Origin of the sequence: Lysobacter enzymogenes, from assembly GCF_023617245.1 — a bacterium.
GTDB classification, from domain to species: domain Bacteria; phylum Pseudomonadota; class Gammaproteobacteria; order Xanthomonadales; family Xanthomonadaceae; genus Lysobacter; species Lysobacter yananisis.
On record NZ_CP067396.1, the window covers coordinates 2,273,685 to 2,296,984 of the forward strand.

Below are 23,300 nucleotides of genomic sequence, written 5' to 3' on the forward strand. Positions count from 1 at the left end.
GCGGCGAGGATCGCGCGCGAAGTGCGGCATTGCACGCGAATGCGGCCGCGCGCGCCAGCTAGGAGCGACCCTAGTGGCGCCGGGAGACGGCGCGCGGGAGACGCGCGTCGGCGTAGGGCCGCGTCGGGCGGCGGCGTTCGCTCTGGCGGCCCGCTAACGCAGGTCGGCGGTGCGCTGGCTCAACGTCAGAGTCCGAGATTGTTCCAGACCTGCTGCAGTCCGCCCTGGCGGTAGGCCGGCAGCATCGCGCGCGCCTCGCCGGCGCCGAGGCCGGGGTGGTACTCGACGTGCGGGCGGTCGGTGATGCCGCGCCAGTTGCCGCCCCATTCCAGGCCGTTGGCGACCGCGATCTCGCCGTAGCGGTCCCAGTTGCCGTTCTCCGGCCAGCTCGGCTGGCCGCGCGCGTCGTTGAAGGCGATGTCCGCCGCCAGTCCGTAGTTGTGCCAGGAACTGCCGCCGGTGGCGTTGGTGACGATCCGGCCCGGCGCGGTGCGGCCCTGCGCATACAGCGCGTTCTGCTCGGCGACGCTGCGGTAGGTGTCGGTCACGCGCATGTCCATGCCTTCGCGGCGCGCGCGAGAGATCACTGATTCGACCCGCTGGGTCAGCGCGCGGTTGAGGTCGGCGCTGTCCAGGCGCGCGTTGGGATCGGCGGCGTGCAGGTCGACCAGGTTGCGCGTCTGCCCGGCCGCATCGGCTTCGCGCAGTTGCACGCGGGTGTTGATGTCGTCGTAGACGCTGCGCGGCGCGGTCTCGCCGGCGAGCTGCACCTGGCCGTCGTTGCGGATGCTGCCGGCGACCTGGCCGTCGGCGCCGATCAGTTCGCCGTTGCGGATGTCGTAGGTCTGCCCGTCCAGGGTCAGGGTCCCGGCGTCGGGCGTCAGCGCGCTCGGCGTGGCCTGCGGGTCCAGCGTTTGCTCGGCCACGCCTTGCAGATAGGTCGCAGTGGCCAGGTTCGGCGCGGCGTTGAACGCGTCCAGCGCCTGCACCTGCTGTTCGACGCTGAGCTGGGCGTAGTTCGGATCGGCGGTGAGCGCGGCCAGCGCGGCCGTGGCCTGGGGATTGTTCTCCAGTTCGTCGTCGAGTTCCTGCGCGCGGGTTTCGGCCGCGGTCGGCGCGGTTTGCGCGGTGTGCGAAACGGACTGGCTGTCCTGGGTGCTGGAACTGCCTGAGCTGCCTGAAGCGCCGTTGACGCTGTCCATGGGCCGGTCTCCTGGTCGTGCGCCGTCGCGACGGAATGCAGCCGTGCGCGGCGGCGGTGGGCGTAGCGTCCATTGCAGGCGCTGCGGGCGCGCGCGGCCAGCTAGGAGCGACCCTAGGCGCTGCGGGCGGTCGCGGCCGAGGGTGTGTCGCGGATCACGCATCTCGGCCGATGGCGCGGGCCGGCGCGACCTTGGCGCCGACGCGGAGCGCGCCGGTCGGCGCCGGCCGGCGCCAGCTCACGCGCCGGGCGCGGGCTCGGCCAGTTCGGCCGCGTGCGCGGTGCGCGGCCGGATCCAGGCGTAGCACAGCAGCGCCAGGGCGATGCCGGCGGCGGCGAAGAAGAACAGTTCGGCGTAGGCGTCGCGCAGCAGCGCGCGGGTGTTCTCGGGCAGTGTCTGCGCCGTCGCGCTTTCGCCGCCGGCGAGCAGGCCGCCGGCGAGCGCGCCGCCGCCGAGGCGGACGTGGGCGACGATCATCGCCGAGCCGGCGGCGACCACGACCGCGGTGCCGAGGGTGCGGCTGAGCGCCATCGCGCCGGTCAGCGCGCCGAGTTGCCGCGCCGGCGCGGCGTTCTGCGCGACCGCGTTGACCGTGGCCGTGCACGGGCCGATGCCGAAGGCGACCAAGGCGAGCAGGGCGCTGACCGACCACGCGCTCAGTTGCGACGCCAGCGCGCCCATCAGCGCCAGGGTCAGCGCCGCGATCGCCAGTCCCGGCAGCACCGGCCGTTTGTAATCGCCGCTGCGCGCGGCGGCGCGGCCGCCGATCAGCGCGCCGGCCGCGCCGGCGATCAACGCCGGCACCAACAGCGCGCCGGACACGGTCGGGCGCAGGCCGTGGCCGAGCTGCCAGTACGCCGGCATCAGCACCGCCACCGCGATGTAGAAGCCGTACAGCAGCAGGCTCGCGGCCAGCGCCGGGCCGATCGCCGGATCGCGCAGCCACGCCGGCGCCAGCAGCGGATCGGCGCTGCGGCGCTGGCGAGCGAAGAACACCGCGCCGGTCGCCAGCGCGACCGCCAGCGCGGCGAGCACCGGCGCCGACAGCCACGGATGGCGCGCGCCGCCCCACGACAGCGCCAGCAGGAACGCGCCGGTGGCGACGGCGAACAGCGCGGTGGCGGCCAGATCGATGCGGCCCTCGCCGTGCCCAGGGCCGAGCGCGCGCAGTCCCGGCGCGCCGATCCACAGCACCAGCGCGCCCAGCGGCAGGTTGATCCAGAAGATCGCGCGCCAGTGCAGCCAGTCGCTGAGCGCGCCGCCGAGCAGCGGACCGATCAGCCCGGCCGCGGCCCATACCAGGGCGAAGTAGCCGGCGTAGCGGCTGCGCTGGGCGGGGCCGGCGAGCTGCGCGACCGCGGCCTGCGCGACCACGATCAGGCCGGCGCCGCCGATGCCCTGCACGGCGCGTCCGCCGATCAGCGTGCGCATGTCCGGCGCCAGCGCGCAGATCGCCGAGCCCAGCGCGAACAGCGCCATGCACGCGCGCAGCAGCGCGCGACGGCCGTGCAGGTCGCTGAGCTTGCCGATCACCGGCGTGGCCGCGGCGGTGGCGAGCAGGTAGGCCGACAGCGCCCAGCCGAGCAGGTCGAATCCGGCCAGATCGCGCACGATCGCCGGCAGCGCGGTGGCGACGATGGTCTGTTCCAGCGCGCCGAGGAACAGCGCGAGCAACAGGCCGGTAAGCAGGCGCGAGTGGCCGGCGAGGGCGGGCGAGGGGGCGGGCATGGCCGGTCCTTGGGAGCTGGGGTGGGAGTCGGAAGTTGAGGCGCGGGGAGCGGAGAAGCGAAAAGTCAGAAGTGAGAAGCGAGGAACGGGAACGGGAACGGGAACGAGGCGGGAGGCGGAATGCGGAATGCGGGAAAATCTAGGCGGGAACGAATCGCCTGTGACCGGCCCACGTGCGCCGTCATTCCGGCGAAAGCCGGAATCCATTTTGTCGTTGCTTCTGATTCGCCTCTGTCCGGGTGAAACGGACGCGGCGAAGGCAAAATCAAAATGGATTCCGGCTTTCGCCGGAATGACGATGGCTGGAGGCTGACGCGTGCGTGAGGGCGAAAGAAAGCGAGCGAGGGCGCGATGTACAAGCGACAGCGAACGCGAAACGTCGCGGCCAAATCCCAGCGGCGCAAACCCTGAGCCGTAACCCTCGAAGCGGAAACCCCGAGGCGGAAACTCCGAGGCGGAAATCGCGCGGCGCTAGCCTCCACGGCGCAACCCTCTCGGCGGACGCGCCGTCGCGCGCGTCCGCCGCTCGCGCTCACACCCGCACTAGCACCTTGCCGCGGTTGCTTTCGCTAGCCGAGAACAACGTCTGGTATGCGGCGGGAATATGCTCGAACCCGTCCTGCACGGTTTCGTGCGCGACCAGCTCCTGCCGCCGCACCAGCCCGCCGAGTTCCTCGTGCAGCGCGCTCCAGTTCTGCTCGGTGAACCACTCCAGCGAGAAGATGCCGCGGATGGTCGCGCGCGGGAACATGATGTACGGCAGCAGGCGCGGGCCGTGGTAGTCGCGCTGGACCTGGGTCGCCCATTGCCAGCACACCGCGACCTGGCTGCCGACGTTGAGCATCGAGAACACCGCGTCGGTGACGCTGCCGCCGATGCTGTCGAAGTACTTGTCCACGCCGTCGGGCGCGGCCTCGCGCAGCGCTTCGCGCATCTTGTCGGCGTCGTCGGCGAGCTTGTAGTCGATCACCGCGTCGAAGCCGAGCTGGCTCAGGTAGCGGGCCTTGCCGGCCGAGCCGGCGGTGCCGACCACGCGCGCGCCGGCGCGCTTGGCCATCTGTCCGACCAGGGTGCCGATCATGCCCGAGGCGCCGCTGACCACGACGGTGTCGCCGGGACGCACCTGCATGAACTTGGTCATCGTGCCCCAGGCGGTCATGCCGGGGCCGCCCATCACGCCCAGCGCGGTCGACAGCGGCAGCGCGTCGTCGTAGTGGCGCAGGTCGAGCTTGCGGTATGCCGGGAACACCATCGGGAAGGTGCCGGTCTGCCACAGCTTGGGTTTGCCGTCGCTGACCAGATGCGTGCGCCAGCCGCCGAAACCCTGCACCAGGTCGCCCGGCCGGAACGGCGCGTTCGGCCCGGCGTCGAGCACCTGCATGATCGAGTCGGCGCCCATGTGGTCGCCGATCGGCGTGTCCAGGCAGATGCCCTGCAGGTAGGGATCGACCGACACGTACAGGGTCTTGAGCAGCATCTGCTCCTCGCCCAGGCGCGTGTCGAGTTCGGTCTCGACTTTTTCGTAGATGCGCGCGGCATCGGGCACGCCCTCGACGTGTTCGCGTACCACCCAACGTTCGGTCTTCATGTGCTTGCGGTCCTGGTCGTGGCGAGTTGCGGAAAGCCGCTGGGCGGCGCGTAGGCGGGCTTGCTCGGCCCGACCGGGTGGATCAGGTGGGTCGGCATCGGCGCGTGGTCGTCGATGCTGGCGGTGAAGTCGCGGCCGTCGTCCTTGCAGATGAAGTGCATGACGTGGCGGCCGGCGGCGGCGGCGCGGATCAGCCCGCCGGTGGTGGCCCACACGCCGGAGATGTAGAAGTTCGACAGCCCTTGCATCACCGGGCCGTGCTTCTTGATCTCCTCTTCCATGGTCTCGCCGCTCTCCACGAACGGTTGCCAGCCCAGCACGGTGCCGTCGAAGTTGCCGGTGTAGCGCACCTGGGTCAGCGGGCTGGAGACGTCGCGCACGACGATCGAATCCTTGAGCCCGGGATAGCGCTTTTCCAACAGCCGGATCATCGCGTTGCTGACCCGGCGCTTGGCCGCGTGGTACTCGTGGCCGCGGCGCACCGGCAGGGTGTGCAGTTCCTCGCCCTTGCGCTTGCGGCTGACCTGCTCGGGCCCTTCGTTGAGCGCGCGCCACGGCGCGATGTCGCAGAAGTAGGTGGCGTAGACGATGCAATGGTCCTTCGGCGCCAGTTCCGGATAGTGCTGGCTGCGGAACTGCACGTTGATGCTCGGGTGGCGGATGCCGAGCATCTCCTGCGCTTCCTCGTCGTCGAGCAGGTAGGTCGCGCAGGGCTCGCCTTCGGGGAAGGGCTTGTTCAGGCCCAGGAAGGTGATGAAGTAGCCCGGGAAGACCATGTGCGGTTCGGCGATGGTCTGGGTGTAGAGCTTGCGGTAGGTGTCGTTAAGGTAGCGGCCCTTGAGGAACTTCATCAGCGTGGTCTGGCCGTCGGCGGCGGAGACCACGATGTCGGAACGGATCTCGCGCCCGTCGCTGAGGCGGATGCCGACCGCGCGGTCGTCCTCGACCAGGATCTCCTCGACTTTCGCGTTGTAGTGCACCTGGCCGCCGAGGCGCCGGTAGCGTTCCTCGATCGACTTGGCCAGGCCGAGCGAACCGTGCTCGGGCACGCCGGCGGACAGGTTCGCGTGCGAGGCCAGCTGGAAGTAGAACGGCAGCACCGGGAAGTTCTGGTGCTTTTCGTAGAGGATGAAGTTGAACGCCTCGCGCAGCAGCGGGTCCTTGAACTTGGCCGAGTAGTCGGTCATCAGTACGCTGATCGACTTGCGGATGGCGTTGAAGTAGGGAAGGAACGACGCCAGCATCTTCCAGCGTTCCCAGCGCCCCATCAGTCCGACCGGCTTGAGGAAGGGATACACCGCCAGCGCCTTGCGGAAGCTGCGCAGGCCTTTGACGAAGTCGCGGATCAGCTTGGCGTCGGCCGGCGAGTGCTCCAGCAGGTGCGCTTCCAGCCGGTCCGGATCGGAATAGAAGTACACCGCGCGGCCGTCGCGGCCGCGCACGATGTTGAACACGTCGAAGTGGCGCATCTGCTTGCCCTGCAACGCGCCGAGCTCCAGCCAGATCTGGTGCATCTCGTTGCCCGGGCCGTTGCCGAGCAGCCAGCTGATGCAGCAGTCGAAGGTGAAGTCGCCGCGGTCCCAGGCCGTGCAGCAGCCGCCGGGGATTTCGTGCATTTCGAAGATCTGGGTCTTGTAGCCGTTCATTTGCGCGTAGCAGCCGGTGGACAGGCCGCCCAATCCCGCGCCGATGATGATCATGCTTTCCCGCTTGCCGCTCGGCATGGCCGTGCTCCTGTCAGACGATGGTGGCGTGCAGCGCAGGCGCGTCGCCGCCGCGCGCGGCGCGCGCGGGACGGTCGGCCGCCTGCTTGTCGAGTGCTTTGTCGAGTTGGGGGAACGGCCCGAGCTTGCCGGTATGCCAGCGTTCGCCGGCCTGGCTTTCGAAGGCGCGGAACTCGCGGCCCAGTTCCTTGCAGATGTACTGCATGGCGAAACGGCCGGTGGACGCGGCGCGGATCAGCCCGCCCAGGCCCACCCATTGCCCGGCCATGTAGAAGCCCTTGAGCCCGGGCAATTGCATGCGGCCCTTGTTGACCAGCTCGTTGGCCAGGTCCTCGGCGTCGCTGAACGCCTTCCAGGCCAGGATCGAGCCGTTGCTGTTGCCGGTGTAGCGCTTGGTCGTGGCCGGCGAGGCCACGTCGACCAGTTCGATGCGTTCGTTCATGCCCGGATAGCGCCGCTCCAGGAACTCGCGCACGAACTGCGCGACCTCGCGCTTCTCCGCCCAGTAGCGCTTGCGGTCTTCGCTGCGCAGCTTGCGCCAGTAGTGGAAGTCGCTGAAGTAGGTGCAGTGGATCACCGCGCGGCCGGGCGGGGCGAAGCCGTCGGAATAGCGCGAGCGCAGCTGCACCACGATGCTGTTCTGCAGCGCGCCGGGCAGGCGCCGGCCTTCTTCCTCGCTGAGCAGGTAAGTGGTGCTGTGCGAGTCGTCCGGATCGAAGTCGCCGGTCAGGCCGACGAAAGCCGACACCACGGCCGGGAACAGGATGCCGGGCTTGTCCAGCATCTCGCCGTACAGGGTCTCGATCGCCGGGCTGGTGTACTTGCCCTCGAGCATGCCGTACAGCGTGGTGTAGCCGTCCGCGGCGGAGACCACGATGTCGGCGTAGTGGCGCGCGCCGCCCTTGAGCTGCACGCCGACGGCGCGGCCGTCCTCGACCAGGATCTTGTCGACCCGGCAGCGGTAGTTGAGGATGCCGCCGAGCGCGAGATAACGCTCCTCGATCGAGCGCGACAGGCCCAGCGAGCCGCCCTGCGGAAAGCCGGCGTTGCGGTTGTGCGCGCAGGCCATGTTGTACAGGTACGGCAGCACCGGGAAGGTTTCCGGGTCCTGGTAGAAGATGTTGCGGAACGCGCGCCGCAGCAGCGGGTCGCTGAAGCGGTCGGCGAAGCGGTGCATCGGCGTGGCGGCGTTGCGCCAGAACAGGCGGAACGCCGGCAGCACCTTCAGCAGCGTGCGCAGCTTCTCGCCGACGCTCTTGAGCGGGTCGGGCGTCAGGAACGGGTACAGCTCGATCTTGACGAAGCGGCGCAGGTCGGCGCAGAAGGCCCGGATCGGTTCGGCGTCGGCCGGGGAAATCTCCAGCAGGTGCGCTTCGAGCCGGTCGGGATCGTTGTAGAAGGTCACCGAGCGGCCGTCCTCGTCGACGACCTTGTTGAACATGTCGAAGTCGCGCACGGTCTTGCCGTCGAGCGCGCCGAGCTCGCGCCAGACCCGGTTGGCGTCGTTGCCGGCGCCGGTGCCGATCAGCCATTCGATGCAGTAGTCGAAGATGTAGCCCTGGCGCGACCAGGCGGTGCAGCAACCGCCGGGCAGCACGTGGGTTTCGAAGATCCGCGTCTGCAATCCGCTCATCTGGCCGTAGACGCCGGTGGACAGGCCGCCGACGCCGCCGCCGATGACGATCACCCGCGGCGTGCCGTCCGCGGATGCGCCGCGTTCGCTCCAGTCGGGGCCGTTATCGCGCGCCATGGCGGGCCTCCGCGGGGAAACGCCGGCGGCGCGCGCGCGCTGTGTTGCCGTGGGGGTGCGGCATGGTCGGGTCCTCGTGGTCAGGCGGCCGGAAGCGCGGCGGCGATGGGGACGGTGGCGACGGCGCGTGGCCGCGCCGGACGCTCCAGCGCCGGGCCGTCGTCGAGTTGCGGCAGGTGGCCGAGCTTGTCGCGGTGCCAGGGTTCGCGGTTGCCGCTCTCCCAGGCCTTGAACGGCACGCCCAGTTCCTCGCACAGGTATTGCGCGCAGAAGCGGCCGCTGGAGGCGGCCTTGATCAGGCTGCCGCCGGCGACCCAGTGCCCGGCCATCGAGAACCCGCGCAGGCCTTGCAGGCGCAGGCGGTCCTTGGCGATCAGCGCGGCGATCAGGTCGTCGGCGTCGGGCGATTTCCAGGCCAGGATCGCGCCCTTGTGGTTGCCGGTGTAGCGCTCGGTGGTGGCCGGAGTGCCGACGTCGACCAGCTCGATGCGCGCGCCGATGCCCGGGTACTTGCGCTCCAGGAATTCGCGCACGAATTCGGCGACTTCGCGCTTCTTCGCCCAGTACTGGCGGCGGTCGCTGGTGCGCAGCTGCTTCCAGTAGTCGTAGTCGCTGAAGTAGGTGACGTGGATGACCGACTTGCCCGGCGGCGCGAAGCCGTCGGAATAGCGCGAGCGCAACTGCACCACCAGGCTGCCCTGGTCGCCGCCGGGCAGCCGCGCCGCGTCGTCGGCGCCGAGCAGGTAGGTGGTGCTGTGCGACTCGCCGGCCGGCACGTCGCCGTCGAAGCCGACGAAGGCGGAGACCACGCCGGGGTAGCGCTCGCCCGGGCGCGGCAGCACTTCCTTGAACAGCTTGTCCAGGCGCGGGTTGCTGTACTGGCCGTCGAGCAGGGTGTTGAGGGTGAACAGGCCGTCGCAGGCCGAAACCACGTGGTCGGCGTAGTGGCATTCGCCGTTCTTGAGCCGCACGCCGACCGCGCGGCCGTCCTCGACCAGCACCCGGTCGACGCGGGTGCGGTAGGCGATGTGGCCGCCCAGGCCGAGGTAGCGCTCCTCGACCGAGCGCGACAGCCCCAGCGAGCCGCCCTGCGGGAAGCCGACGTTGTCGTTGTAGGCCTCGGCCAGGTTGTACAGGAACGGCAGCACCGCGAAGTTGCCCGGGTCCTGGAAGAACATGTTGCGGAAACCGCGGCGCAGCAGCGGATCGGCGAAGCGGTCCGCGTACGGCCCCATCTGCGCCGCGCCGGTGCGCCAGAACAGCGCGAACGCCGGCAGCACCTGGCGCAGCGTGGCCAGTTTCTCCTTCCAGCTCTCCAGCGGCGGCGGCTTCAGGAACGGATGCAGGGCGAGCTTGGTGAAGCGGCGGAAATCGGCGCAGAAGGCCTTGATCAGCGGCGCGTCCTGCGGCGAGACCGCGATCAGCTCGCGTTCGAGCCGGTCGGGATCGTTGTAGAAGTTCACTTCGCGGCCGCGCTCGTCGACGACCTTGTTGAACAGCTCGAAGTTGCGCACGGTCTTGCCGTCGAGCGCGCCGAGCTCGCGCCAGACCTGGTTGGCGTTGTTGCCCGGCGCGGTGCCGTTGAGCCACTCGATGCAGTAATCGAAGATGTAGCCGCCGCGCGACCAGGCGGTGCAGCAGCCGCCCGGCAGCACGTGCTTTTCGAAGATGCGGGTTTCGATCCCGCTCATCTGCGCGTAGCAGCCGGTGGCCATGCCGGCCATGCCGGCGCCGACGATGATGGCCCGGGGCCGCGAACCCGGAGCGCGCGTGCGCGCGCTCCAGTCCGGCCCGCGCTTGCTGGCGGCGGCGTCGCCGGCCGAATCAGGCGACATGGGCCGTCTCCCCGACCAGGATGCCGCGCGCCAGCGCCGCGTTCTTCTCGATGTAGTCGGCGTCGAGCATGTCGGCGTGCTTGCCGTAGCCGCGGAACACCTGGCTGCGGGTCAGCGAACTGCCATGCCAGGTGCCGCGCTGGCCGGTGCCGTAGAACACCAGCTTGTCCTCGTCGGAGATCACGCTGACGGGGGCGGCGATGGTGCCCAGGTTCGGGGTCTGGCTGCAAAAGCGGATGTAGTCGCGCGCCTGCTCCAGGGTGTCGTGGGCGAGCAGGTCCGAGCCGGTGTGCTTGCGCAGGTGCTCGGTCAGCTCGTGCTCGAAAGCCTCGAAGTGCTCGTTGCCCAGCTCGAAGGATTCCGGGATGCGGTAGGAATCCATGATGACCACGTTCGGCACTTCGCGGCCGCGGCGCTCCAGTTCCTTGGCCACTTCGAAAGCGAGGTTGCCGCCGAGCGAGTAGCCGAACAGGGTGCAATGGCCCTCGGCGTGGATGCCTTCGATCAGGTCGGCGTAGCGCGCGACCTTGTCGTCGCCGAGCAGGTAGTTGAACGAAACGAACTCGTACTCCGGCAGATGCACCGCGAGCTGGCGGTAGACCAGGCCGTGGCCGCCGGCCGGCGGGAAGCAGAAGATGGTCTGCTCGTGCCCGCGCCCGGCGTTGAAGCGCAGGTAGGGCTGCGCGCCTGCGACCCGGCCCAGGCTGATCGCCTCCACCGTCTTGGCCATGCCGTGCAGGGTGGTGAGCTTGAACAGCTGGCTCACCGCGATGGCGATGTTGAACTCGCTTTGCAGGTTGTAGATCAGTTCGATCAGCTTGATCGAACTGCCGCCGACCTCGAAGAAATCGTCGTGCAGGCCGACCTGCTGCAGGCCCAGCAACTGCTTCCAGTGTTCGGCCATGCGCGTCTCGAACAGGGTCTGCGGCGGCTCGAACGCGGCCTCGGCGGCGTTGGCGTCCGGCGCCGGCAGCGCGGCGAGGTCGACCTTGCCGTTGCCCGACAGCGGCAGCGCGTCGAGCTGCACGTACTGCGAGGGGATCATGAAGGTCGGCAGGTACTGCGCCAGATGCTCGCGCAGCGCGCGCCAGTTCAGGGTCGCGCCGGCTTCGGCGGCGACGCAGTAAGCGCACAGCGAGGCCTCGCCGCGCGCGTCCTCGCGCACGGTCAGCACCGCCTGGGCGATCTCCGGCCACGCCGCCAGCTGCGACTCGATCTCGCCGATCTCGACGCGATGGCCGCGCACCTTGACCTGGCCGTCGGCGCGGCCGATCAGCTGGACCTGGCCGTCGCCGCTCCAGCGCGCCAGGTCGCCGGTGCGGTAGACCCGCACCATCGCGCCGTCGGCGCCCAGCGGCAGTTCGCCGAAGCGCTGCGCGGTCTGTTCCTCGTCGTCGACGTAGCCGGCGCAGACGCCGCCGCCGCCGATCCACAGCTCGCCGGCCACGCCCGCCGGCACCGGCTGGCGGCGCTCGTCGAGGATGTACAGCGCGGTGTTCGGGAACGGCCGCCCGATCGGCACCATGCGGCTGCCTTCCAGCTCGGCGGCGTCGCCCTCGAAGTAGGTGCTGTCGATGGTCGCTTCGCTGAGGCCGTAGGAGTTGATCGTGCGCGTGTGCGGCCCGGCCAGCGCGCGCAGGCGCCGGTATTCCTCGACCTTCCACACGTCCGAGCCGACCACCAGCAGGCGCATGAAGTCCAGGCGCTCGCCTTCGCGTTCGCAGTAGTCCATCACCCCGCGCACCACCGCCGGCACGAATTCGGCGGCGTCGATCTTTTCCTCGACCATCGCCCGGTACAGGCGCTGGGTGTTGAACAGCAGCTCGCGCGTCACCGGCACCAGGGTCTTGCCCGCGCACAGCGCGCGGGCGAAGTCGCCGGCGAACACGTCGAAGGAGAAGCTGGCCATCTGCAGGTGGGCGTGGGTCTGGTCCAGCGCGTACTCGCGCTCCCAGCCGGCGTAGGCCGAGGCCCAGTTGGCGTGGGTGACGCGCACCGCCTTGGGCTTGCCGGTCGAGCCGGAGGTGTAGATCACGTAGGCGGTATCGGTCGGCGCCGGCGCGAACTCCAGCGGCGATGCGTCGGTGTCGGCGTCGGCGATCAGCTGCAGTTCGTCCGGCGTGAGCACGTCGCCGTCCCAACCGGCCAGGCGTTCGCGCCGTTCTTCGTCGATCACCGCCAACTTCGCGCCGGCGTGGCCGGCCATGTAGGCCAGGCGCTCGGCCGGGTAGTCCGGGTCCAGCGGCAGGTAGGCGCCGCCGGCCTTGAGCACGGCGAGCAGGGCGACGATGAGCTCGGGCGACTTGTCCAGGCACAGCGCGACCACCGAGCCGCTGCCGACGCCGAGTTCGCGCAGCTTGCGCGCGAGCCGGTTGGAGCGGCGCTCCAGTTCGCCGTAGTTGAGCCGGCGGGTGTCGCCGCGTTCGCTCGGCACCGCCACCGCCAGCGCGTCCGGGTGGGCCCGGGCGGCGCGCGAGATCAGCGTCGGCACCGGCACGTCGGCGGCGACGCGGTCGTCGGCGCCGCTCCAGCGGCCGAGCACGTCGCGGCGCTCGTCCGCGTCGAGCAATTGCAGCTCGGCGATCGACGCCTGCGCCGGCAGCCGGGTCAGGCCGTCGAGCAGGTTGACGTAGTGCGCGGCCAGCCGCTGCACGGTCTGCGCATGGAACAGGTCGGTGTTGTACTTGAACACGCAGTGGAAGCGGCCGTCGGCTTCGTCCTCGTAGGCCGACAGGGTCAGGTCGAACTGGCCTTCCTCTTCCGGCAGCTCGATGTACTCCAGCCGGTAGCCGTACTTCTCGGTCGCGACCTTGTGCGCGAGCAGGATGAACATCGCCTGGAACACCGCCGAGCGGCTCGGATCGTGCTGCAGGCCGAGCTTCTCGACCAGCAGCACGAACGGGTATTCCTGGTTGTCCAGGCCGTTGAGCACGGTGCGCTGAACCTGCGCGATCAGCTCGGCCACGCTGGGCTGCGCGCTCAGGTCCACGTGCAGCGGCAGCGGGTTGACGAAGTAGCCGTAGACCTGGGCGAACTCCTCCTGGGTGCGGCCCATCACCGGGCTGCCGACGATCACGTCGTCCTGGCCGGTGTAGCGCTGCAGCAGCACGTAGTAGGCCGCCATCAGCACCATGAACACGGTCGCGCCGCGCTCGCGCGCCAGGGTGTGGATGCGCGCGCTGAGCTCGCGGTCGAGGACGAAGAATTCCGAGGCGCCGTTGTGGGTCTGCACCACCGGGCGCGGCTTGTCGGTCGGCAGCGCCAGGATCGGCACCTGCGCCGGCAGGTGCGACTTCCAGTACTCGAGCATCTTCGCCGCCTCGCGCGAGGCCAGGAATTTGCTCTGCCAGTTGTAGAAGTCCAGGTAGCGCGCGCGCACCGGCGCCAGTTCGACCTTCTCCTTGCGCCGCAGGCCCTCGTAGATCGCCAGCAGCTCTTCGATGAAGGTGAAGGTGGAGATCGCATCGGAGATGATGTGATGCACCGCCTTCATGATCACCCAGCGGTCCTTGCCGCGCTTGAACAGGCGGAAGCGCACCAGCGGGTCGTGTTCCAGGTCGTAGGGCTTGCGGTACTCGCGGATGATCTGCTGGTAGATCTCGTCCCAGGGCTTGTCCTGCACGTCGAACAGGGCGAGGTCCGCCTCGCTGTGCGGACGGATCACCTGCACCGCCTGGCCGCGGTCGAGCACGAAGCTGGCGCGCAGGCTCGGGTGGCGCGCGATCAGCTCGCGCACCGCCTGGAACATCAGCTGCGGTTCCAGCTCGGTGCGCACCTCGACCGCGCCGCCGATGTTGTAGGCGAAGCCGTCGGGGTTGAGCTGCTTGAGGAACCACAGCGCGTTCTGGTTCTGGCTCAGCGGGTAGCGGGTCTCGTCGGCGTGGGCCTCGTACTGGGCCGCGCCGTCGCTGTCGCCTTCGGCCGAGACCAGCTCGACCAGGCCGGCGTGCAACTGTTCGGTCAGGGTGCCGATCGAGGAACTGCTCAGCAGGGTCACCACCGGCAACGCGACTTTCAGTTCGGTGTGGATGCGCGCGCGCAGTTCCATCGCCAGCAGCGAATCCAGGCCGAGCGCGTTGAGGCTGGCGTCGGCGTCGATCTGCTCGGGCTTGACCCGCATGACCTGGGCGATCAGGCCGTGGAAGCGTTCGCCCAGCAGGCTCCAGCGCGCCAGCGCGTCGGCGTCGCGGAAGGCCTCGACGAAGCTGCCGTGCTCGGCCGCGCCGCTGCCGGCGCCGAGCTTGGCCAGTTCCTCGATCAGCGGCGGCGGCGAGGAGTACCAGGCCATGAAGATCGGCCAGTCGACCACGGTCGCGACCAACAGCTGGGCGCGATCCTGGCCGATCACCCGTTCGAGCACGTCCATGCCGGCGTCCGGCGGCAGCGAGGACATGCCGCGGCTGTTGCGATAATGCTCGATCAGGCCCAGTTCCTCGATCATGCCGGTCGCCCACGGGCCCCAGTCCACGGCGAGCGCGGGCAGGCCCTGGGCGCGGCGGTGGTGCGCGAGCGCATCCAGGAAGGCGTTGCCGGCGGCGTAGTTGGCCTGGCCGGCGGTGGTGACGATCGAGGCGATCGAGGCGAACAGCACGAAGTGGTCGAGCGGCTGGTCGGCCAGGTGCTTGTGCAGCAGCCAGCCGCCGATGACCTTGGGCTCGTACACCGGATCGAAGCTGTCGCGCTGCATGTCGGCGAGCAGGGTGTCGCGCACCTGCCCGGCGAGGTGGAACGCGCCGCGGATCGGCGGCAGCTCGCGCTCGCGGTAATCGGCCAGCCAGCCGCGCAGCGCGCCTTCGTCGGTGATGTCGAGCTGGGCCAGGATGGGCTCGGCGCCGAGGCGTTCGAGTTCCTTGAGGAAGCGCACGTTGCGGCCGACCGCGGTGTCCGGATCGGTATCGCGCCACTGCGCGCGCGCCGGCAGCTTGCTGCGGCCGACCAGGATCAGCTTGCGCGCGCCGCGCTTGACCAGGGTGCGGCACAGCAACCGGCCCAGCGCGCCGAACGCGCCGGTGACCAGGTAGGCGCCGTCGCTGCGCAGGCGCAGCGGCAGCGGCTTGGTCAGGCCTTGCGCCGGCAGCAGCCGGCCGGTGTAGCGCTTGCCTTCGCGCAGGGCCACTTCGTCCTCGTCGCCGCGCAGCAGTTCGCTGCGCAGCAGCGCGGCTTCGGCGACGCGCTCGGCCGGGTCGTGGGCGTCGCGCAGCGGCAGGTCGATCAGCTTGCCGCGCTGGGCGATCAGTTCCTGGTACCACAGCACCCGGCCGATGCCCCAGGCCGGCGCGCCGAGCGGTTCGACCGCATCGCCGCGGTTCACCGCCTGGGTGCCGCGGGTGACGATGTGCAGCCGGCCGTGCGGGTGCGCCGCGGTCAGCGCCTGGGCCAGCGCGATCAGCGAATACGCGCCGCGGCTGTTGCCGTTCTGCAGCGCCGGGGTGTCGGCGGCGTCGACGCTGGGCTGGTCGAGGTTCCACAGGTGGACGATGCGGCCGAAGCGGCCGGCGCCGGATTTGTCGAGGTCGGCGAACAGGCGCAGCAGGTCCTTGGCCACGCCGGGCGCGACGCTGGACTCGTGCAGGTCCTTCTCCAGCTTGTAGCGCTTGCCCGGGCGCACCAGGTGCACGCGCTCGCCGCGGTCGGCGGCCAGCGCGGCGAGTTCGTCGCCCAGGCCGTGCTCGTCGGCGAAGATCAGCCAGCCTTCGCTTTCGCCGGCCTGCGGCGGGTTGGCCTCGTCTTCGGCGATCTCGTGCCAGTGGGTCTCGGCCAGCCAGCCGTCGATGGTCGGCAGGCCGACCTTGGCGCTGGCGTTCTCGACGTTGGCGGCGCGGAAGCCGGCGATCTTGCCCAGCGCGCGGCCGTCCTCGCCGTAGACCAGGATGTCGCCGATCAGCTCGTCGCCGCCGTCGTGGGTGATCTGCGCGTGCACCCACAGCGTGCGCTCGCCGATGGCCTCGCTGCGCACTTCCTGGATAGACAGCGGCAGGCGGATGCCGGTGCCGGCGTCGGCGCCGCGGCCGGTTTCCAGCGCGATCTGGCGCTGCAGGATCTGCGGGGTCAGCAGCGCCTGGAAGCAGGCGTCGAGCATGGCCGGGTGGAAGTGATGGTCGGCGGCGCCGCCGAGCAGCTGTTCGGTCGGCACGATCTTGGCGAGCGCTTCGCCGTGGCCGATCCAGACTTCCTCGATGCCCTGGAACGCCGGGCCGTAGTGGTAGCCCATCTCGCCGAGCTGCTGGTAGCAGGCCGCGCGCGCCAGGTACAGCGGGCTGCGTTCGCGCACCGCGCGCGCGTCCAGCGCCGGCGCGGCGCGGCGGCCCTGGCTGGCGCGCACGTTGCCGGCGGCGTGGACGGTGCGCTCGCCGCCGTCGGCGGACAGGGTGGAGACGTTGAAGCCGGCGCCGTCGGAGGAGAACGACAACTGCGCGGTCACCGCCTCGGTGTCGGACAGGAACAGCGCCTTGCGCAGTTCGATGTCGGCGATCGCGGCGGTGCCGCCGCCGGTCATCGCCCGCACCGCCTGCGCCGCCATCTCGATGTAGCCGGCGGCGGGGAACAGCACGTTGCCCTGGATGCGGTGGTCCTGCAGATACGGCTGGTGCTCGGCGTCCAGGCGCGCTTCCCAGGTCGGCTCGGCGTTGGCCATGCGCCGGCCCAGCAGCGCGTGGTCGAGCTGGCCGAGGCGGATCTGCTCGACCGGACGCGGTTCGACCCAGTAGCGGTCGCGCTTGAACGGATAGCGCGGCAGCGCGACCTGGCGGCCGCGCGGGTGCAGCGCCTGCCAGTCGATGGCGACGCCGAGGTTGTGCAGGGTCGCCAGCGAGGCGGCGAAGCGCGCCGCCTCGTCTTCCTGGCGCCGGATCGAGGGCACGCTGCGCGCGCTGGCGCCGCGCGCGGCGAAGCACTCGTTGATCGAGTGGCCGAGCACCGGATGCGGGCCGATCTCCAGGAACAGTTCGTAACCGTCGTCGGCCATCGTGTCGATGGCGGCGCGGAAGCCGACGCTGTTGCGCACGTTCTCCCACCAGTACTGCGCGTCGAGCTCGTGGCCGGCGGCGATGCCGGGCTTGGCGGTCATGTACAGCGGCAGCTGCGCCGGGTGCGGCGCCAGGCCTTCGAGCGATTCCAGCAGTTCGTCCTTGATCAGGTCCATCTTGGCGCTGTGGTAGGGCACGCGCACGGTCAGGAACTTGGCGAACAACTGCTCGGCCTGCAGCTGCGCGGCGACTTCGGCCAGCGCGTCCTGGTCGCCGGCCAGGGTCATCGCGCCGGGGCTGTTGACCGCGGCGATCGACACACGATCGCCGTACGGCGCGATCCGGCGCAAAGCTTCGGCCTCGCTCAGGCTCACGGCGAGCATGCTGCCGGTGTCGACCAGGGTCTGCTGCAGGCGGCTGCGGTGCACGACCACGCGCACCGCCTGCTCCAGGGTGTAGACGCCGGCCTCGTAGAACGCGGCGACCTCGCCGGTGCTGTGGCCGACGATGGCGTCCGGCGTCACCCCGCGCGCGCGCCACATCGCCGCCAATGCGATCTGCACGGCGAAGTTGGCCGGCTGCGCCAGCCAGGTGTCGCTCATCAGCGAGTCGGCTTCGGCGGCGCCCAAGTGTTCGATCAGCGACCAGTCGACGTGCTTGCGCAGCTCGGCGTCGCAGCGCTCGATCACCTCGCGGTAGATCGGCTCGCGCTCGAACAACTGCCGACCCATCGCCCACCACTGCGGGCCCATGCCGGTGAACACCCAGGCCAGCTTCGGCGCGGCGGCGCCGCGGCGGTCGTCGGCGAGCACCAGCGGGTGCGCTTCGCCGGCGGCCGCGGCGGCCAGCCGCTCGCGCAGGGTTTCGCGGCTGTCGTAGACCAGGGTCAGGCGCGATTCCAGGTGCTGGCGGCGATGGGCGAGGGTGTGGGCGAGGTCGTCGATCGACACCGCCTCGTCGCCTTCGCGGTCGAGTTCGCGCAGGATGCCGGCGGCCAGTTCCGGCAGCGCGGCGGGATCGCGCGCGGTCAGCGGCAGCAGGTTGTAGCCGCCGATGTCGAGCGCTTCGGCCTGGTCGGCGGCGGCGGTCGCGACGGCGCGCGCCGGCGCTTCCTCCAGCACCACGTGCGCGTTGGTGCCGCCGAAGCCGAACGAGTTGACCGCGGCGCGCGCCGGGCCTTCATGCGCCGGCCACGGCGTCAGTTCGGTCGGGATCTTGTACGGCATCGAGGCCAGGTCGATGTCCGGGTTCACCGTCTTGAGATTGATGTGCGGCGGAATCTGCTTGTGCTTGAGCGCCAGCGCGGTCTTGATCAGGCCGGCGACGCCGGCGGCGGCCTCGGTATGGCCGATGTTGGTCTTGACCGAACCGACGAAGCATTCCGCGCCGGGCTCGCGGCCCTGCGCCAGCGCGCGGCCGAGCGCGCGGGCCTCGATCGGATCGCCGACCGGGGTCGAGGTGCCGTGCGCTTCCATGTACTGCAGGCTGCCCGGCGCGATCCCGGCTTCGCCGCACACGCGCTGGATCAGCGCGACCTGGGCGTCGGGATTCGGCACGGTGATGCCGTTGCTGTGGCCGTCCTGGTTGACGCCGGTGGCCAGGATCACCGCGTGGATCGGATCGCCGTCGCGCAGCGCGTCCTCCAGCCGCTTGAGCGCGACGATGCCGACGCCCTCGGCGCGCACATAGCCGTTCGCCGATGCGTCGAAGGTGCGCGACTTGCCTTCCGGCGACAGGAACCCGCCCTTGGTCTCGGCGATGGTGTATTGCGGGGTCATGTGCAGCAGGGTGCCGCCGGCCAGGGCCAGGCTGGTCTCGCCGCGGCGCAGGCTGTGGCAGGCCAGGTGCACGGCGACCAGCGAGGAACTGCAGGCGGTGTCGATCGACAGGCTCGGGCCGCGGAAGTCGAAGCAGTACGAGATCCGGTTCGACGCCATCGTCATCATCGTGCCGGTGGCGGTGTGCGCGGCCAGGGTGTCGAAGCTCAGGTCGGCGAACTGGACGATCTTGTAGTCCAGGGTGAACGCGCCGACGAACACGCCGATCTCCTGGCCGGCCAGTTCGCCGGGCTTCTGGCCGCCGTCTTCCAGCGCTTCCCAGGCCACTTCCAGCAGCTTGCGCTGCTGCGGGTCCATGTAGTCGGCCTCGCGCGGGCTGATGCCGAAGAACGCCGGATCGAATTCGTCGAAGCCGTCGATGTAGCCGCCGCGGCCGCCGACCAGGCGCCCGGGCTTGCTCTTGTCGCGGCTGCCGAGCGTGCGCACGTCGTAGCGGTTGAGCGGGGTGTCGGTGAGGCAGTCCTTGCCCTGGACCAGGTTCTGCCAGAACGCGCGGTAGTCGCTGGCGCCGCCGGGCAGGCGGCAGCCGATGCCGATGATGGCGATGCGGTCCTCCATCGCCACCGGGCCGCCGGTCTGGGCGACGCCGTCGGCGGCCGCGCGCGCGGCGGCGTCGTGGGCGTCGTGAGCGGAGGCTTCGCTGGAGGAAGGCTTCTTGCTGGAGTCCGTCATGGTCGATTCCTTGGAGATGCGTCCACGCGCGAGCGCGGCGGGCCGTGTGATCGGGTCGTCGGGTCGTCTTAAGGGCGTCTTGCGGAGCGGTTCGGTGGAGCGCCGGAACGCGTTCCGGCCGTGATCTGGAACAAACTGGTTCTGGAACAAACTGGATCTGAAACAAATCGGTCAGGGCGGCGCGCGGTCCGCGGCGCGCGCGGCGGATGCGAGCGGTGCGTGGGCGGGCGAAGGTGGCGGCACCGGCGGGTAGCGCCGCGGCCGCAGCGGATGCAACAAGGTGGACAGCAGCGCGCGGTTCGGCGGGAACGTGCCCGGCGCGAACAGGCCGATCTGGCGCGGGCGCTTGCCCGGCCGCCAGGTGTAGCTGCCGAACAGGCGGTCCCAGACCGACAGGTCCGAGCCGAAGTGGCCGGCCTCGTGCTTGTCGGCGCTGTGGTGCATGCGGTGCAGCTCGGGGCTGGCGAGCACGTGGTTGAGCCAGCCCAGGCGCACGTCGATGTTGGCGTGGACGAAATAGCCCTGGGCGATGACGAACAGGCCGACCGCGAACAGCGCATGCGCGGAGAAGCCCGACAGCGCCAGCGAAAACTGCACCACGAACTGGGCCAGGGTCACGTCGAGCACGTGGTTGACCCCGTTGTTGCCGACGTTGACCTTGTCCGGCACGTGGTGCACGCCGTGCAGCCGCCACAGCAGCGGGACGTCGTGGCCGGCGCGGTGCACCGCGTAGCTGGCGAGCGAACTCAGCAGCAGCGCCAGCGGGATCTCCGCCCACAGCGGCAGCGCCGGATGCAGCGGCGCCACCGCCGACACCGCCGCCATCAGCGGGATCTGCGCGAGCGCGCCGCCGACCACGGTGAGGAAGAAGTAGACGCCGTACAGGCCCCACTCGCGCCGGTCCGGCAGCCAGCGGCGCTCGTACGGGATCAACCGCTCCAGCAGCGCCAGGTAGCCGATGGTCAGCAACACGAAGGCGAAGTTGGCGCCGCCCAGGTCCCAGCCGCGCGCGATCGCGGCATAGGCATAAACCGCCACCGCCAGCATCAGCAGCGGGTGGGCGCAGTGCCGCAGAAAATCCAGCCGCGTCGTCGCTGCCGGCGTGACCGGGTCGGCATTCGGTCCCGCGATAATCGCGGCGCCGGCCGCGGCGGCGCCGTCCTGCCCGGTCGCGTCACTCTCCTGTTGCGACGCAGCACGCGTTTCCAAAGTGTGCTCTGATAATCCGTTCATTTTCTTTTTCCATTATCTTTCAGAAAATGAGCGGGCCGCCCCGTTTCGATAATGAGACCGCCGCCGCGCCGCGACCGGCGAGCGCTCGGCGGTTTTTCGCAAGTCTCTGAATCCATTGGTGCAGGAGTTCCCGTCGAATCGCCCATGCGATCCTCCCGGCAGGCTGGTGGTGGTCGGCCCGGTTATGCGCTCGCGCGCTCCGTGACGGCCGGACAGAGTGCTGCAGATAATGCCGGCGAATATTCGCGGCTAGGCCGCGGCGCCGTCAAAGGCGCAGGCCCGATTATCCTGCGACGCGGATCATTCTTTGGAATATCCGTTTCCCTCCGGAAAAAATAATGTGCTGGTATTGCCCGGCCGTCGCGCCGCGCCCGCGTCGCGGGCGCTGCGACCGCGACGGCCGTTAATTACCCGAGCGCGTCCGCACGATGACGCAGCGATTGCAGCCGCTGCCGCGCGGCGGGTCCGCTGCGGCGCGGATTCGCGCCCCGACCGCCGCTTCACCCCCATTGCGCCCCTTCCATGCAGGAGTCACCCAGATGCAGTTGGCGACCGAACGCGTCATCGAAGTCAGGCATTGGAACGACAGCCTTTTCAGCTTCCGCACCACCCGCGACCCCGGCTTCCGCTTCGACAGCGGGCACTTCGTCATGGTCGGGCTGGAGATCGACGGCCGCCCGCTGATGCGCGCCTACTCGATCGCCAGCGCGCACTACGAGGAACACCTGGAGTTCTTCAGCATCAAGGTGCCCGACGGCCCGCTGACCTCGCGCCTGCGCCACATCGAGCTCGGCGACGAGATCCTGGTCAGCCGCCGGCCCACCGGCACGCTGGTGTTGAACGACCTCAACCCGGGCAAGCGCCTGTACCTGCTCGGCACCGGCACCGGGCTGGCGCCGTTCCTGAGCATCGTGCGCGACCCGGAGACCTACGAGCGCTTCGACACCGTGGTGCTCGCGCACGGCGTGCGCCGGATCGACGACCTGGCCTACCAGCAGTTCATCGAGAGCGAACTGCCCAAGCACGAGTTCCTCGGCCCGCCGGTGCGGCAGCAACTGCGCTACTACCCGACGGTGACGCGCGAGCCGTTCCGCAACCAGGGCCGGCTCACCGACGCCATCGCTGCCGACACCATGACCCAGGCGCTCGGCCTGCCGCCGCTGGATCCGGCCGAAGACCGGGTGATGCTGTGCGGCAGCCCGCAGATGCTCGCCGACATCGCCGCGCTGCTCGACCAGCGCGGTTTCGCCGCTTCGCCGCGCACGCGCGAGCCGGGCGACTACGTGATCGAGCGGGCCTTCGTCGAGAAGTGAGCCGGCGCGGCGGGGCAGGGCGCGGCGATACGCGATCGCGGCCGGGTCGCACGCGCGCCCGCTGCATCGGTTCCGATGCCGATGCGATGCGCGCTTCGCCTCGGCGCGGCTTCGCTGGCGGCCTGCGCTCGTAGAAGCGTTCGCATCCACCTCTTTTTCGGCCGCCAAGGCGGCTCCATCCATTCACGCGGCCGCCGAGCCGGCCGCTCAGGACCCGCACATGAGCTCCCCCACTGCCTCACCGGTTTCCGCCTTGCCGGTTTCGTTGATAGGCGCGCCGACCGACGTCGGCGCCGGCGACCGCGGCGCGCGCCTGGGCCCGGAGGCCCTGCGCATCGCCGGATTGCGCGAAGCGCTGCACGGACTCGGCCTGGACGTCGCCGACCGCGGCAACCTCGACGGCCCGCCCAACCCCTGGACCGGACCGGTCGACGGCTATCGCCATCTCGATGAAGTCATCGCCTGGAACCGCCAGGTGATGAACGCCGTGTCCGCCGAACTCGGCCTGGGCCGCATGCCGATCCTGCTCGGCGGCGACCACTGCCTGGGCCTGGGCTCGATCACCGCGGTCGCCCAGCACTGCCGCGCGCACGGCAAGAAGCTGCGCGTGCTGTGGCTGGACGCGCACGCCGACTTCAACACCAACGACATCACCCCGAGCGGCAACCTGCACGGCATGCCGGTGGCCTGCCTGATCGGCCTGGGCCCGCGCGAACTGACCCACCTCGGCGGCGAAGCGCCGGCGATGCAGGCCGGGCAGATGCGCCAGATCGGCACGCGCTCGGTCGACGCCGGCGAGAAGCAACTGATCCGCCGCCACGGCCTGCCGGTGTACGACATGCGCCGGATCGGCGATCTCGGCATCAAGCGGGTGATGGAGGACGCGCTGGCCGACCTCGACGAGGACACCCACCTGCACGTGAGCTTCGACGTCGACTTCCTCGACCCGACCATCGCCCCCGGCGTCGGCACCGGCGTCGCCGGCGGCCCGAACTACCGCGAAGCGCAACTGGCGATGGAGATGATCGCCGAGAGCGGGCGCATGGGCTCGCTGGACATCGTCGAACTCAACCCGATCCTCGACCGCGACAACGCCACCGCGCTGATCGCGATCGATTTGGTCGAGAGCCTGTTCGGCAAGTCGACGCTGGTGCGCGACTGAGCGTGGGGCGCCGCGGCCCGATCAGCCACTGAGTTGTCGTGGGAGGGCCTTCAGGCCCGATGCTCTTGTGCCAGATCGCCATGACCTGAGCGAAAAGCATCGGGACTGAAGTCCCTCCCACTAAAGCGGTGAAGCTCCTGCCAGTCAGGCGCCGCGGGCCTCAGGCATCCGAGCTGTCGTGGGAGGGCCTTAAGGCCCGGCGCTCTTGTTTCAGATCGCCATGATCTGATCGGAAAGCGTCGGGACTGAAGTCCCTCCCACAAAAGCGGCGAAGTCCCTCCGATAGAAGC

The 23,300-nt window shown here is 70.1% G+C and carries 10 protein-coding genes and 1 pseudogene; 3 read left to right on the forward strand and 8 right to left on the reverse strand.

Translation table 11 applies throughout. From position 1 onward, the window contains the following. Positions 1-185: 185 nt before the first annotated feature. From JHW41_RS09530 to JHW41_RS09565, 8 genes are all read right to left on the reverse strand, one after another. The gene (locus JHW41_RS09530) at positions 186-1,202 is read right to left on the reverse strand and encodes a M15 family metallopeptidase (RefSeq protein WP_250449740.1); all 1,017 of its coding nucleotides are present in this window, start codon (positions 1,200-1,202) and stop codon (positions 186-188) included. 237 nt (positions 1,203-1,439) lie between these two features. Next, complete coding sequence (locus tag JHW41_RS09535) at positions 1,440-2,930, reverse strand: MFS transporter (protein WP_250449741.1); 1,491 nt, start codon at positions 2,928-2,930, stop codon at positions 1,440-1,442. A 532-nt stretch (positions 2,931-3,462) separates the two neighbouring features. Next, positions 3,463-4,518, reverse strand: a complete 1,056-nt coding sequence (locus tag JHW41_RS09540) for an MDR family NADP-dependent oxidoreductase (RefSeq protein ID WP_250449742.1) — start codon at positions 4,516-4,518, stop codon at positions 3,463-3,465. Continuing rightward, on the reverse strand, positions 4,515-6,242 hold the full coding sequence (locus JHW41_RS09545; RefSeq protein WP_057948131.1) for a phytoene desaturase family protein: 1,728 nt from the start codon (positions 6,240-6,242) through the stop codon (positions 4,515-4,517). Before JHW41_RS09545 ends, JHW41_RS09540 begins: the two co-directional genes overlap by 4 nt. A 13-nt stretch (positions 6,243-6,255) precedes the next feature. After that, entirely contained in the window at positions 6,256-7,992 is a 1,737-nt protein-coding gene (locus tag JHW41_RS09550; protein WP_250449743.1) for a phytoene desaturase family protein, read from the reverse strand. A gap of 80 nt (positions 7,993-8,072) precedes the next feature. Next, positions 8,073-9,827 carry a phytoene desaturase family protein gene (locus tag JHW41_RS09555; RefSeq protein WP_250449744.1) on the reverse strand — a complete coding sequence of 585 codons (1,755 nt, stop codon included), beginning with the start codon at positions 9,825-9,827 and terminating at the stop codon, positions 8,073-8,075. Continuing rightward, positions 9,817-19,302 carry an HSAF biosynthetic non-ribosomal peptide synthetase/polyketide synthase gene (locus JHW41_RS09560; RefSeq protein WP_250449745.1) on the reverse strand — a complete coding sequence of 3,162 codons (9,486 nt, stop codon included), beginning with the start codon at positions 19,300-19,302 and terminating at the stop codon, positions 9,817-9,819. The genes JHW41_RS09555 and JHW41_RS09560 overlap by 11 nt, the downstream gene beginning before the upstream one ends. Positions 19,303-19,473: 171 nt before the next feature. Then, complete coding sequence (locus JHW41_RS09565) at positions 19,474-20,535, reverse strand: sterol desaturase family protein (protein ID WP_250449746.1); 1,062 nt, start codon at positions 20,533-20,535, stop codon at positions 19,474-19,476. 539 nt (positions 20,536-21,074) lie between these two features. On the opposite strand from JHW41_RS09565, the gene JHW41_RS09570 reads away from it, so the two are divergent. The 3 genes and pseudogenes from JHW41_RS09570 to JHW41_RS26760 all read left to right on the forward strand — a co-directional run. Further along, entirely contained in the window at positions 21,075-21,848 is a 774-nt protein-coding gene (locus JHW41_RS09570; RefSeq protein ID WP_250449747.1) for a ferredoxin--NADP reductase, read from the forward strand. 220 nt (positions 21,849-22,068) lie between these two features. Beyond that, positions 22,069-23,010, forward strand: coding sequence for an arginase (rocF, locus tag JHW41_RS09575; RefSeq protein ID WP_078996736.1), 942 nt, complete (start codon positions 22,069-22,071; stop codon positions 23,008-23,010). 229 nt (positions 23,011-23,239) lie between these two features. Then, positions 23,240-23,296, forward strand: a pseudogene (locus JHW41_RS26760) (DUF6053 domain-containing protein); the annotation flags it as partial. Positions 23,297-23,300 lie beyond the last annotated feature (4 nt).

Excerpts from the sequence above, each read along its gene's own strand:
- JHW41_RS09540 (WP_250449742.1), bottom strand. The coding sequence starts at position 4,518 with ATGAAGACCGAACGTTGGGTGGTACGCGAACACGTCGAGGGCGTGCCC.
- JHW41_RS09535 (WP_250449741.1), bottom strand. The coding sequence starts at position 2,930 with ATGCCCGCCCCCTCGCCCGCCCTCGCCGGCCACTCGCGCCTGCTTACC.
- JHW41_RS09570 (WP_250449747.1), top strand. The coding sequence starts at position 21,075 with ATGCAGTTGGCGACCGAACGCGTCATCGAAGTCAGGCATTGGAACGAC.
- JHW41_RS09565 (WP_250449746.1), bottom strand. The coding sequence starts at position 20,535 with ATGAACGGATTATCAGAGCACACTTTGGAAACGCGTGCTGCGTCGCAA.
- JHW41_RS09530 (WP_250449740.1), bottom strand. The coding sequence starts at position 1,202 with ATGGACAGCGTCAACGGCGCTTCAGGCAGCTCAGGCAGTTCCAGCACC.
- JHW41_RS09550 (WP_250449743.1), bottom strand. The coding sequence starts at position 7,992 with ATGGCGCGCGATAACGGCCCCGACTGGAGCGAACGCGGCGCATCCGCG.
- rocF (WP_078996736.1), top strand. The coding sequence starts at position 22,069 with ATGAGCTCCCCCACTGCCTCACCGGTTTCCGCCTTGCCGGTTTCGTTG.
- JHW41_RS09545 (WP_057948131.1), bottom strand. The coding sequence starts at position 6,242 with ATGCCGAGCGGCAAGCGGGAAAGCATGATCATCATCGGCGCGGGATTG.
- JHW41_RS09560 (WP_250449745.1), bottom strand. The coding sequence starts at position 19,302 with ATGACGGACTCCAGCAAGAAGCCTTCCTCCAGCGAAGCCTCCGCTCAC.
- JHW41_RS09555 (WP_250449744.1), bottom strand. The coding sequence starts at position 9,827 with ATGTCGCCTGATTCGGCCGGCGACGCCGCCGCCAGCAAGCGCGGGCCG.